Here is a 13671-nt window from a genome sequence, read left to right as displayed (position 1 = left end):
CTCAAGGCGGTATCGCAGGAACTGCACGCCACGCGTGGGCGGTTGCAGTCCCTGGAGGACCGTCGCAGCGAGCCCGTGGCGATCGTCGGGATGAGCTGCCGGCTGCCCGGCGGGGTGTCCTCGCCGGACCACCTGTGGGACGTCGTCCTCAAGGGCGAGGACATGATCGGCGCCTTCCCGGCCGACCGCGGCTGGGACATCGACGCCCTCTACGACCCGGAGCCCGGCAACCCCGGCAAGACCTACACCCGCTCCGGCGGCTTCCTGCACGACGCGGCGGACTTCGACCCGGCCTTCTTCGGCATCACGCCCCGCGAGGCGCACGGGATGGACCCGCAGCACCGCCTCATGCTGGAGGCGTCGTGGCAGGCCCTGGAGAGCGCCGGCATCGACCCGCAGATCCTCAAGGGCACCGCCACCGGGGTCTTCGCCGGGTCCTTCCACCACGACTACGACCCCGGCGGCGGCAGCGTCGGCAGCCTCGTCTCCGGACGGGTCTCCTACGCGCTCGGCCTCCAGGGCCCCGCCGTCACCGTCGACACGGCCTGCTCCTCCTCGCTCGTGGCCCTGCACCAGGCGGTGCAGTCGCTGCGCGAGGGCGAGTGCACGCTCGCTCTGGCGGGCGGCGTGACCGTGCTGTCGACGCCCGGTGTCTTCATCGAGTTCTCCCGCCAGCGCGGCCTCGCCGCCGACGGCCGCTGCAAGTCCTACGCGTCCGCCGCCGACGGCACCGGCTGGGGCGAGGGCGTGGCCGTGCTCGCCCTGGAACGCCTTTCCGACGCGGAACGCAACGGCCACCGGGTCCTCGCGGTCGTACGGGGCAGCGCGGTCAACCAGGACGGGGCGTCCAACGGCCAGACGGCGCCCAACGGCCCCGCCCAACAGCGCGTGATCCAGGACGCCCTGGCCGCCGCCCGGCTGACGTCCGCGGACGTCGACGTCGTCGAGGGCCACGGCACCGGCACGACCCTCGGCGATCCGATCGAGGCGCAGGCGCTGCTCGCCACGTACGGTCAAGGGCGCGACGTGGAGCGGCCGTTGTGGCTCGGCTCGGTCAAGTCGAACATCGGGCACACGCAGGCGGCCGCCGGTGTCGCGGGCATCATCAAGATGGTGCAGGCGATGCGGCACGGCGTCATGCCCGGCACGCTGCATGTGGACGAGCCCTCCCGTCACGTCGACTGGAACGAGGGCCAGGTCAGACTCCTCACCGAGAACCGCCCGTGGCCCGAGGGCGACCGCCCGCGCCGGGCCGGGGTGTCGTCCTTCGGCTACAGCGGGACGAACGCGCACGTGATCCTGGAGGCCGTTCCGGCCGGTCAAGTCGCGTCACAAGTAGGGGAGTCGGAGCCTTCGGGCGGTGCTGCTGCGGTGGTGCCGTGGGTGTTGTCGGCGCGGAGTGCGGCGGCGCTGGCGGAGCAGGCGGAGAGGCTGCTGGCCCGGCTCGACGAGGGCGGGGTGCCGGGCCTGCGGGATGTCGGTCACACGCTGACAGTCGGGCGCGCGGTGTGGGAGCACCGAGCGGTCGCACTCGGCAGTGACATTGCCGAACTGACTGCTGCACTCGGTGAGTTGGCGGCTGGTCGTGAGGTTTCGGGTGTCGTGTCCGGTCGTGCCGGGGCGAACGGTTCCGGGGGCGCGGTGTTCGTGTTCCCGGGTCAGGGTTCGCAGTGGGTGGGTATGGCCCGTGAACTCCTGGAGTTTTCGCCGGTGTTCGCGTCGCGGATGGCTGAGTGTGGTGCGGCGTTGGAGCCGTTCGTGGATGGCTGGTCTCTCTTGGACGTGGTCCGGGAGGGTGACGAGGAGTTGCTGCGGCGGGTTGATGTGGTGCAGCCGGTGTTGTTCGCGGTGATGGTGTCGCTGGCGGAGTTGTGGCGTTCCCTGGGCGTTCGGCCTGCTGCTGTGGTGGGGCATTCGCAGGGCGAGATTGCCGCTGCGTGTGTGGCGGGTGGGTTGTCGTTGGGTGATGCGGCGCGTGTGGTGGCGTTGCGGTCGCGGTTGATTGTGCGGCTTGCGGGCGAGGGCGGGATGGTGTCTGTTCTGGCGCCTGAGGCCGATGTTGTGGGGCGGTTGTCTGCGGGGTTGCAGGTGGCTGTGGTCAATGGGCCCGAGCAGGTCGTGGTGTCGGGTGCTCCTGGTGAGTTGGATGTGTTTGTGGCCGGGTGCGAGGCCGATGGGGTCCAGGTCCGGCGGATCGCGGTGGATTACGCGTCGCATTCGCCGCAGGTCGATGATCTGCGTGACGAACTGCTGGATGTGCTCGGGGAGATCGAGCCGAAGAGCGGGCAGGTTCCGTTGTTCTCCACGGTCACCGGTGATGTGATCGACACCGCGACGATGGACGCGGAGTACTGGTTCACCAACCTGCGCCAGACCGTCCGCTTCGATGCGGCCCTGCACCGCCTCCTGGAGGCCGGGCATCGCGTCTTCGTCGAGTCCAGCCCGCACCCCGTGCTCCTCGGCGCCGTCGCGCAGTACGCCGACCACCTTCGTACGAAGGGCGTCACCGCCGTCGGCACGCTCCGGCGCAACGAGAACGAGAAGACCCAACTGCTGCGCGGACTCGCCGAGTTGTTCGTCGCGGGCGTCGACGTGGACTGGTCGCCGTGGCTGGCCGGTGGTGAGCTGGTCGAGCTGCCGACGTACGCCTTCCAGCGCCGGCGGTACTGGCAGCCCGCCGCGGCCGCCTCCGCCGACGTCGGCTCCGCGGGCCTGGAAGCGGTACGGCACCCGCTGCTCGGCGCCGCCGTCCGGCTCGCCGACAGCGACGACGTCGTCCTCACCGGCCGCCTCTCCCGCGCCGCGCAGCCCTGGCTCGCGGACCACGCGGTCTTCGGCACGGTCATCCTGCCCGGCACCGCCTTCGTCGAGATGGCCCTGCGCGCCGGGAGCGAGGTCGGCTGCGACACGGTGCGGGACCTGACGCTGACCGCGCCGCTGCACCTGCCCGAACAGGGGGAGGTCGACGTCCAGGTGCAGATCGGCGGCGCGCGCGGCGCCGGGCGCCCCCTCGACATCTACGCAAGGTCTCGCCGGTCCGACGGCTCCGCACGGTGGACCCGGCACGCGTCCGCCGTCCTGGCTGTCGGCGACACGGAGGGCGCCGCCGACGTCCCGGTGTGCGGCGCCGCGTGGCCGCCCGCGGGTGCCGAACGGCTGGACACCGCCGCGCACTACGACACGATGGCCGACGCGGGCCTGGAGTACGGTCCCGCGTTCCAGGGGCTCACCGACGTGTGGCGGCTGGACGGCGAGATCCTCGCGCAGGTCGCCCTGCCCGGCCGGCAGGCGGAGGAGGCCCGGCGCTTCGGCGCGCACCCCGCTCTCCTAGATGCCGCTCTCCAGGCCGCGGCCGTGGGCCAACTCGACGGCGCCACGCCACTGCCCTTCTCCTTCGGCTCGGTCACCCTGCGCGGTGAGGGCGCGAACGAGCTGCGCGTACGCATCGTCCCCACCGGCGACGACACGTTCACGGTGGAGGCCGCCGACCCCTCCGGCGCGCCCGTCGCACGGATCGAGTCCCTGCTCGTACGGCCGGTGGCAGCCGCCGATCTCGCCGGCCCGGACACCAGCACGCAGTCGCTGCTGTCCCTCGACTGGTCGCCGTACGAACAGAGTGCCGGCGCGACGGCCGCGCCGGACGCCGCCGATGCCGCGGACGTCACGCTGCTCGACGTCGCCGCGGCCACCTCCGCCTCCCTCACCACCGACGACGAGGCCGTCCGCACCCGGGCCGTCCTCCAGGAGACCCTGCGCCGGGTCCAGGAGTGGCTGGCGCGGGACCGGCCTGCCTCGGCGCGCCTGGTCGTGCTGACCTGCCGCGCGGTGCTCACCGGGGCCGAGGCGCCCGACGCCGCGCCCGACCTCGCCCACGCCGCCGTATGGGGCCTGGCCAGAGCCGCCCGCGCGGAGAACCCCGGCCGCGTGCTCCTCGTAGACGTAGATACGGACGCAGACGCGGAGCTAGACGCGGGCACGGGCCACGTAATCGACGCCGACACGCTGGCCGACGTCCTGCGCTCGCGGGCGCCCGAACTGGCCCTCAGGAACGGCACGTTGTACGTCCCCGCCCTCCGCTCCCAGGACGTGCGCCCCGCCCCCGACACCGCCCCCGGCGCCGCTCTCGGCACGGGCACCGTCCTGATCACCGGTGGTACGAGCGGGCTCGGCGCGCAGGTGGCCCGGCACGCGGCCCGGCTCGGCGCCCGGCACCTCCTCCTGCTCTCCCGGCGCGGCCCCGCGGGCGACGGCGTGGCGGCCCTGAGCGATGAACTCACCGCGGCCGGAGCCCGGGTCACCGTCGTCGCCTGCGACGCCGCCGACCGCGACCAGCTGGCCCGCGTACTGCGCGACGTGCCGCGGGAGTTCCCGCTGACCGCCGTCGTCCACGCCGCGGGCGTGCTCCGCGACGCCGTCGTCGAGTCCATCGACGCGGACGGCCTGGACGCCGTGCTGCGGCCGAAGTCCGACGCCGTCTGGAACCTGCACACGCTGACCGCGGGCACCGAGCTGACCTCCTTCGTGGCCTTCTCCTCCCTCGCCGGCGTCCTCGGCGGCGCGGGCCAGGGCGGTTACGCGGCCGCCAACGCCTTCCTCGACGCGCTGATGCAGCGCCGCCGGCGGGCAGGACTGCCCGGACTCTCCCTGGCCTGGGGGCTGTGGGCCGAGGCCACCGGCATGACCGGGCATCTCGGCGCCGCCGACCTGAAGCGGATCAACCGCGGGGGCATCGCCGCGCTCTCCACCGAGCAGGGGCTCGCGCTCCTGGACGCAGCGCTCACCCGGGACGCGGACGACGCGCTGCTCCTGGCGGCGGCCCTCGACGAACCCGTCCTGCGCACCACCGAGCGGGCGCTGCTGCCCCCGCTCCTCGCCGGCCTGTTCCCGCCGCGCCGCCGCCTCGCGGGGGCCCGTCAGGAGCGGTCGGCGCAGGCCGGCGGACGGCTCTCGCTCGACTCGCGGGAAGCGGTCGTGGACCGGCTGCGGTACCGGTTCGCCGCGACGATGGGCTTCGACACCGCGGAGCTCGACGCCGGCGCGGCGCTCGTCGGCCAGGGCCTCGACTCCGTGATGGCCATGCAGATCCGCAGTCTGATCGAGGCGGACTTCGGCCAGTCCCTGCCGATCGCCTCGCTGTTCAACGGCGCCACCGTGGACTCCATCGCCGACCAGCTGATCGCGGGCGCGGGCGCGGGTGCGGGAACGGAAGCGGGCGGGGCCGGGGACACGGCGGACGGCGCGACCGTCGCCGAGTCCGTCGCCGACGTCGTACGCCACCCGGCCACCCGCGACGTCGTACGCCTCCTCCGCGCCGAGCAGCACGGCACGCCCGGCGTGACCCACCACATCGGTCTCGCCGTGCGGCTCGCCACGCCGACCACCCCGGAGCGCATCGCCGAGGTCGTCACCTCGCTCGCCGCCCGGCACGCCGCGCTGCGCACCGCGATCGTCCAAGACGACGACGGCGTACAGCAGTTGGAGGTACGCCGCTCGCTCGACGGCGACCTGGTGCGATGGTCGGACGTCGCCGAGGACACCGATGTGGACGAGCGGCTGTGCGCGCTGATGGAGCCGCCGTTCGACCTGGCCACCGCCCCGTTGTGGCGGTTCGAGCTGCTCGCCCGGCCGTCCGGCGAGCAGGTCCTCGTGTTCGGCGCGCACCACGCTGTCTCCGACCTGGCCTCGCTCATGCTCGTGGCACACGGCCTGGGCGCCGGGCTCGCCGGGACGGAGCCGCCCGCCGAGGTCACCAACCGCGACATCGACCTGCTGCTGCGGGCCCAGAGCGGGGCCGACGGGCCGACCGGGGCCGGGACCGGGACCGACTGGCGTGCGGACTTCGCGGGCGCCGGGCGTCTCGACCTGGAACTGGCCGCGCCGCGACCCGCGCAGCGGTCGTACCGCTCGGCCATGCACCTCGCGGACCTTCCGCGGGAGGTGCAGGAGCGGGTGGAGCGCCGGGCCAGGGAGCTCGGCATCACGCCCGCCGCGTTCTGGCTGGGCGCGCTGACCGCGCACCTGGCGCGGCTGCGCGACCGGGACCGGTTCGTCCTCGCGGTCCCCGTCGACACCCGCATGCACGTCTCCGCCCTCGACGCCGTCGGATACTTCGGGCTGCCGATCCCGTACGCCGCCCAGGTCGACGCCGCGGACACCGCGGAGGACGTGCTGCGGCGCACCGACAGCCGGCTCAGCCGGGTCCTGGAGCGCGGCGTCACGTTCTTCGACGCGATGTCCGCGCTCGTCCAGGAGGGCCTGTACCGCAAGGACGCGCCCCTCGTCGAGGTCTACTTCAACTACATGCCGCCGCAGGCCGGAGCGGCGGAGGGCCTGAGCATCGTCCCCGCGGGCACCGGCTACTCCGACCTGGACCTGATGGTCACGGTGATGCCCGGCCTCGGCAAGGTCGGCCTGGAGTACAACACCGACGTACTCGACGACGCGTCCTGCGCGGCCCTGGCCGGGGACTTCCTGCGCCTCGCCGAACAGTTCGCGGCGGACGCGACGACGCCGGCGCGACGGGCCCCGGGCGGGACACCGGACAGGACACCGGACGGGGCCGCGTCCGCGCCGGACACCTTCACCGCTGTCCCCGTATCCGATTCCGCGCCGGACCCTCTCGCCGCCGGGCCCGCTCCCGCCCCCCTGATCGCTCTCGCCGCGACCTTCGCGCTCGGCAACCTGCCGGCCATGCTGTCCTTCGCCGTCGGTGAAGCCGGTGTCGAGGGCGGGCCCTTCGACGTGGCGGAGGCGCCGTACCACCAGGTCCTCGCGAGCCTGCACGATCCGGGCAGCGTGTTCGTCCAGGCCTCGACCGCCGTCGGCCTCGTCCTGCTGCGGCCCGGGGACCTGACCCGGTTCGCGGAGGCGGGCAGCGCACAGGAGCACGCCCTGCTCGACCAGCTCGCGGACGAGTACCCGGCCGCGCTGCGCGCCCTCGCCGAGCGCACCCGCAAGCCGCTCGTCGTCGCCTTCCTGCCCGAGAGCGCCGACGACACGCGGCTCCGGGACTGGGAACGCCGGGTGACCCGGCAGCTCGCCGAGGCACCCGGCGTCGCCGTCCTGCCCTCCGACGCGTGGACCGGCGAGGACTACCCGGCGCGGGACGTGTTCGACGCCCACACCGACGCGATGGCCCATCTGCCGTTCCAGGACGAGTTCCAGGCGCTGGTGGCGCTGCGCCTCGCCGACGTGCTCCGGCAGGTACGGCGCCGGGCGCCCAAGGTGATCGTCGTCGACGGGGACGAGACGCTGTGGGGCGGCATCGCGGGTGAAGTCGGTCCGCAGAACGTCGACTTCACCGGCGCGCGCGCCCTGCTCGCCGCCCGGCTGCTCCAGTGGCGGGAGGCCGGCGTCCTGCTCGCCATGGTCTCCAACAACGACGAGGAGACCGTGCACCGCATCCTCGACCGCCCCGACAGCCCGCTGCGGCGCGAGCACTTCGCCGCGGTCTCCGCCGCCTGGGAACCCAAGTGGACCCGGATCGCCGCCATCGCCGACGAACTGCGGCTCGGCCTCGACAGTTTCCTCTTCCTCGACGACAACCCCGTCGAGATCGCCGGGGTCCGTGCCCAGCTCCCTGAGGTGCTCTGCCTCACCTGCCCCGGCGCCGACGAGCTCGCCGGGTTCATCGCCCGGCTCTGGCCCGCGGTGCCGCGGGCCGCGACGGCGGAGGACTCCGCGAGGGCCGACTTCTACCGGCAGGAGCAGGTACGCGACGAGGCCCGCGCCCAGCTCGGCTTCGCCGAGTTCCTGGAGAACCTCGGCCTCGAACTCGACATCGAGCCGGTGACCGGGGAGAGCGCCGAGCGCACCATCCAACTCAGCAGGCGCACCAACCAGTTCAACCTGCGCCCTCGGCCCCTGGACGCCGCCGAGCTGGAACGGCTGCGGCAGAGCGGTGAGGTGTGGACGGCGACCGCACGGGACCGCTTCGGCGCGTACGGGCAGATCGGCGTCCTGGCCGTCACCGTCGACGGCGACGCCCTTGAGGTCGTCGCCTGGATGATGAGCTGCCGCGTGCTCGGCAGGGGCGTGGAGGACCGGCTGCTGCGGTGGCTCGCCGACCGGGCCGAGGCCCTCGGCTGCCGCACGGTGCGGCTGGTCGCCGACAACACGCCCCGCAACATCCCCGCCCGGCGCCTCGTCTCCCGCCTCGGCGGGGGCGACGTGGACGCGCCCCGTCTGGAGACGGCGGTGGGGCTCGCACGACTTCGGGGGTTCCGTTCCTGGGATCCCGCATCCGATCATGCAGCGGAGGACAGCAATGCCTGAGGCGGCCGGCGGCACGAGTCGCAACCGCAGTGTCAACCGGCGTCCCGAGGAGGAGGCGATCGAGCGGCGCGGGCCCGGCCGGAGCGCGGCGGCCGACCTCCTCGCGCACTTCCGCAGGCCGCAGGCCGAATCCGCCGCGACGCGGCCTCCGGCGGGGGCGCGGCCCTTGGCGGGGGCGCAGCCCTCGGCGGGTGCGCGGCCCTTGGCGGGTGGGGAGGCTTCGGCGGGCGTGCGGCCCGTCGCCGGTGCGCAGTTCTCCGTGGGCGCGACGAAGTCCGCGGGGCCTGCGGGGGCCACGAGCCCCGCAGGAACCACGAGCCCCGTGGGTTCCGCGCAAGCCACGGAACCCGCGCAGGCCACGGCGCCCGCGCAGGCCCCGGAACCCGCGCAGGCCGCGCAACCCGTGCAGGCCACGGAACCTGCGCAGGTCACGGTGCCCGCGCAGGTCACGGTGCCCGCGCAGGTCACGGAACCCGCGCAGGTCACGGAACCCGCGCAGGCCACGGCGCCCGCGCCAGCCAGGGAATCCGCGCAGGCCCCGGCGCCCGCGCTGGTCACGGAACCCGCGCAAGCCCCCGAACCCGCGCAGGCCCCGGCGCCCGCCGCCACGCGGGGACCGCGGTCCGTGGTGGAGGTCGCCGCGGACATCGCGGCCCGCGCCGCCCGGTTCCTCCCCGGCGGCGCCCCCGACGCCGAGACGGACCTGTTCGACGCCGGCCTGTCCTCCGTCGACGCCGTCGAGCTCGTCGCGCTGATGGCCCGGGAACTCGACGTACAGCTGACCCTGGACGACGTCTTCGCCGACGCCCGTCCGCGCCGCCTCGCCCAACGCTGGGCCAAGGCCCTGGGTCTGCCCACGACGGCAGCGCCCCCGACGGCAACGTCCACCGCCGTGACCCCCATGGCCACCCCCACCCAGGCTCCCGCCCCCGCCCCCGCCTCCTCCATCGCCCCCGTCGTGGTCCGCGCCGCGGACGACGTCCATGAGGATCTGGAGGCGATCCTCGCCGACCTCGCGCTCGCCGACCGGCTGCCGTTCAGCCGGCAGGCCGACCCCGTGCCGCCGCGCCGCATCCTGCTGACCGGCGCCACCGGCTACCTGGGCAGCCACCTCCTGCTCGACCTGCTGCGGCAGGGCGACGCCCACGTGGTGTGCCTGGTGCGCGCCGCCGACGACGCCGCCGCCGAACGGCGTCTCGGCGACGCCCTCGCCGGCTTCGACCAGCCCTGGACGGCGGAGGTGCGGCGCAGGGTCACCGTCCTCGCCGCCGACCTCAGACAGCCGTGCCTCGGCCTCGCGCCGGAGGTGTGGGAGGAGCTCGCCCACGACCTCGACTCGATCGTCAACGTCGCCGCCGCCGTCGACTTCCTGCGGGGCTACCCCTCGCTGCGCCAGACCAACGTGCTCGGCCCGCTGGCCCTCGCCGAACTGGCGATGACGGGACGCCCCAAGCCGCTGCACCACATCTCCTCGGTCGCCGTCTTCAACGAGGTCGGCATCGAAAAGATGGGCGAGGACGACCCGGTCGCCCACATCGACCGGCTCTTCGCCGGCTACGACAAGTCGAAGTGGGCCGCGGAGGCGGTGCTGCGGCGCGCCCGCGAACACGGTCTGACCGTCACGTTCCTGCGGCCCGGCGCCATCGGCGGGCACACCCGTACCGGCGTGTACAACCCGCACGACCTCAGCACCGGCCTGATCGGCGCGTTCTCCCGCTACCGGACCGTGCCGGCCTTCAAGTTCATGAACCTCGCCCCGGTCGACTGGATCAGCAAGGTGACGGCCGCGGTGGTGTTCGACCCCGCGGCGTGGGGCCAGAACTACAACGTCACCGGCCGCGCCGAGACCCTGCCCCAGCTGGTCAAGGACATGAAGCTGGCCGGCATGAACGTGCGGGTGGCCAACTGGCGCGAATGGCGGGACGACATGATCGAACGGCACGCGTCGGACCCGGTCCCGGAGCTCGACTTCCTGATCCGCATCCTGCGCAGCCCCACCGCCATGAAGCTCTTCGAGGCACTGATGTTCGGCCCCGAGGCGGGCTCGGAGCGCACCGACCGCTTCGTCGCGCGGCACAAGCTGCCCGAGGCCGAACGGTACGGGGCGCAGGCGCAGTTGAAGGCGTTCGAGCGGATGGCGAAGGACGGTGTCGCGCGGCTGCCCAGCCGTGAGGACCCGCCCTACCTGTCGTTCCGCGAGCGCACCAAGGGCCGGGTGGGCCCGGTCGGGGAGGACCGCGACACCAAGTGCCGGATGGCGCTCACCCTGTCCATCGCCAGCATGTACCAGGTCGTACGCCACCGGAAGATCGACGTCCGCGGCGAGGTCCTCTGTGAGCGCCTGCACCCGGAGCCGCTGACCGTGGAGGCCGGCGAGATCTGGGTCCGCCCCGACGAGGGCGTCCCGCTGCGGCACGGCGGCGACCACCCGCTGCTGCGCTACCGCCTCGTCCTGGCGGACCGCGACGGCGGCCGCTGGTGGCTGGAGGGCTGGAAGACCGCCCGCGCCGGCCGGGACTTCTGGAAGCAGACCCGGACCATCGAGGTCACCCTCGGCCGGGAGAACGGGCCGGCGAGCCTCGCCGGCGTCGTCAAGGTCCCCGGCAAGAGCTACGTGCCCGACCAGATCGACGGCATCGAGGTCGATCCGCGGCTGTCGCCGCAGGAGCGGCGGCTGGCCAAACTCGCCTGGCTCTCCTGGTTCTTCGTCCAGGTCGGCATGGGCCTCGCGGAGCCGTCCCTGCGCGCCGTCGCCGAACTCCTCGACCTGCGCAAGGACGCCATCGACCGCGACCAGGACAAGCTGCAACGCAAGATCAGGAAGCTGATGATCAAAAGGGAGCAGACCCGATGACGACGCTGAGGCCCCTCCACCACGCACTCGGTGACCAGGTCGAGGACATCCCTTTCACCACGTCCGACGGTGTCCGGCTCGGCCTCACCCGGGTCGCACCGGCGGACGGCTCCACCGACCGCCCGGCCGTCCTGATCCTGCACGGACTGACCGCCTCGGCCGACATGTTCACGCTCCCCGAGACCCGCAACCTCGTGGACGTCCTGCTCGACGCGGGCTACGAGCCGTGGCTCCTGGACTGGCGCGGCAGCTGCCGGCTGCCCTACAACGAGGGCCGGGTCCGGTACACCTTCGACGACGTGGCGCTCCACGACATCCCCGAGGCCGTCTCCCTCATCAAGGAACGCGTCGGCGGACGCGAACTCCTCGTCGTGGCGCACTGCATCGGCGCGATGTGCCTGTCGCTGAGCATGGCCGCCGGCCTCGTGCCCGGCCTGTCCGGGGTCGTCGCGCAGGGCGTGTTCCTCACCCCGAAGATGTCCTGGAAGACGCGGGCGCGCCTGCACTTCGGCGGGGAACTGCTGCGCTCCCGCTTCGTCAACATCCCCACCGACTTCAAGAAGGTCGGCATGTGGTCGAAGCACTCCCTGATCTTCGCCGAGGTGTCGCTGGGCGCCGAGTGCAAGGACCCCAACTGCCAGATCCTGCACAATGACTCGTGGGGCGTGGGCGGTTCGCTCTTCCAGCACGACAATCTCCACGACGTCACGCACGACCGCCTGGCCGACCTGTACGGCACGGTGCCGATGTGGATCCTGCCGCATCTGCGCAGCATCGAACTGGCCCACACGATGATGCGGTACAACGACGGCGACGGCCGCTACGACGCCCTGCCGAAGAACGCCCTCGACGAGGCGGGCTCGTTCGACACCCCGCTGCTGCTGCTCTCCGGCAGCGACAACCGCTTCTGGTACGACTCGAACGAGATCTGCCACGACGTCCTGAAGCGCCGCTACCCCGACATGGATGTCCGGTACGTGGAGGTGCCCGGCTACGGCCACCTCGACGCGTTCATCGGCCGCAACGCCGCACTGGACGTGTTCGGCCACATCGTCGACTTCCTCGACGCGTGCCGCGCCCCGGTGTCCGATGAGCTCCACGCGTGAGCGGCCGGGCGCCCCGGCGCCCGGCTCGCGCCTGCTCATGCCCGTCATCCTGCTCGCCATCTTCACGGTGCCCCTGTCGGTGTCGGGCACCGCGGTGTCCCTCGGCGACATCGCGGACGACCTGGGCGGCTCGTCGGTGGGCGAGCAGTGGGTCCTCAACGGCTACAACCTGACCTTCGCCTGCTCGACCCTCGTCTGGGGCTCCGTCGCCGACGTCATCGGGCGCTGGCAGGCGCTGCTCTTCGGGCTCCTGACGTTCGGGGCGGGTTCCGCGCTCAGCCTCGTCGCCGGAAACTACTGGGTCCTTGACGGGGCCCGGCTGGTGGCGGGGGCGGGGGCCGGGGCGGTCTTCTCGGTGGGCTCGGCCGTCGTGTCGTCGAACTTCGAGGGCGAGCGGCGCACCCGCGCCTTCGCGCTCCTCGGCTCGGTCGCCGGGCTCTCGCTGGCGTTCGGTCCCTCCCTGTGCGGTCTGCTCACCCAGCTCTCCGGCTGGCGCCTCGTCTACGGCTTCCAGCTGGCCTGCCTGGTCCTCGCGTGCGCGGGCATGCCGCTGATCCGCCGGGCCGCCGCCCACGAGAAGCGGCGCGCGGCCCGGATCGACTGGCCGGGCGCGGCGCTGTTCTGCACGGCGACCTCCGTCACCCTCGGCGGCCTCGCCCTGGGCTCGGCCGCAGGGTGGGCCTCGCCGCCCTTCCTGCTCTGCACGGCCGTCGGCATCGGCTGTTACGGGCTCTTCGCCTGGCGCGAGTCGACCGCGCCCAATCCGCTGCTGAGCCTGCGCACACTGCGCAGCAGGCGCTTCTCTGGCATCACGCTGGTGGTCGCGGTGGCGTCGTTCACCTTCACCAACGCGGTCGCCTACCTGCCGGTCTTCTTCCAGGGGGCGTACGGCGCCTCGGCGGGAGCCAGCGGCGCGTACCTGATGTTCCTGACCCTGCCCGTCCTCGTGGCGCCGCTGATCGCGGCCCGGATGACCGCTCGCGGCACCCCCGTCCACACCGTCTTCACGTGGAGCATCGCTCTGCTGGTCGTCGGCCTCGTGCTGGCCGGGGCGGCCGCCGCTCCCGGCCTCGCCTGGATGGCGCTGCCGATGGTGGCCGTCGGCATCGGGTTCGGGCTTCAGGCGGGCCTCGTCGACGGTGAGGCGCTCGCGCACGTGCCGGCGGACGAGGCGGGCATGGGGGCGGGCTGGATCAACACGGTCAGGCTCGGCAGCGAGGCCATCGCGGTGTCGCTCTTCGGCTCACTGTTCGCCAGCTTCGCCGGCGACGCCGACGACGCGTCGCGCGGCGGTTTCGCCGCCATCACGATCGGCTCCACGCTGTGCGCGGCGGCGCTCGGGATCGTCTCGGTGCTCCTGATGCGCGGGTCGGGCCCCGCCGCCCCGGTCGAGGGCTCCAGGGCGGCCGACCACGTCGGTTGACCGTATCCGCGTCG

3 protein-coding genes and 1 pseudogene are annotated in these 13671 nt (G+C 73.4%); all 4 read left to right on the top strand.

Annotated features, from left to right (window positions below; translation table 11 throughout):
• Positions 1-69: 69 nt before the first annotated feature.
• Positions 70-8274 (top strand): annotated as a pseudogene (locus ACFYO9_RS02495) (HAD-IIIC family phosphatase); the annotation flags it as partial.
• Entirely contained in the window at positions 8267-11128 is a 2862-nt protein-coding gene (locus ACFYO9_RS02490; RefSeq protein ID WP_358776865.1) for a thioester reductase domain-containing protein, read from the top strand. The pseudogene ACFYO9_RS02495 and the gene ACFYO9_RS02490, both read left to right, overlap by 8 nt.
• The gene (locus ACFYO9_RS02485; protein ID WP_355802900.1) at positions 11125-12234 is read left to right on the top strand and encodes an alpha/beta fold hydrolase; all 1110 of its coding nucleotides are present in this window, start codon (positions 11125-11127) and stop codon (positions 12232-12234) included. The genes ACFYO9_RS02490 and ACFYO9_RS02485 overlap by 4 nt, the downstream gene beginning before the upstream one ends.
• Positions 12218-13657, top strand: a complete 1440-nt coding sequence (locus ACFYO9_RS02480) for an MFS transporter (protein ID WP_355802898.1) — start codon at positions 12218-12220, stop codon at positions 13655-13657. The genes ACFYO9_RS02485 and ACFYO9_RS02480 overlap by 17 nt, the downstream gene beginning before the upstream one ends.
• Positions 13658-13671: the final 14 nt, after the last annotated feature.

The organism is Streptomyces sp. NPDC005863, assembly GCF_042871345.1.
Taxonomy (GTDB): Bacteria; Actinomycetota; Actinomycetes; order Streptomycetales; family Streptomycetaceae; genus Streptomyces.
The sequence above is the reverse complement of the archived record's forward strand: the minus strand, read 5'-3'. Positions and strand labels throughout refer to the sequence as shown.

Excerpts from the sequence above, each read along its gene's own strand:
- ACFYO9_RS02490 (WP_358776865.1), top strand. The coding sequence starts at position 8,267 with ATGCCTGAGGCGGCCGGCGGCACGAGTCGCAACCGCAGTGTCAACCGG.
- ACFYO9_RS02485 (WP_355802900.1), top strand. The coding sequence starts at position 11,125 with ATGACGACGCTGAGGCCCCTCCACCACGCACTCGGTGACCAGGTCGAG.
- ACFYO9_RS02480 (WP_355802898.1), top strand. The coding sequence starts at position 12,218 with ATGAGCTCCACGCGTGAGCGGCCGGGCGCCCCGGCGCCCGGCTCGCGC.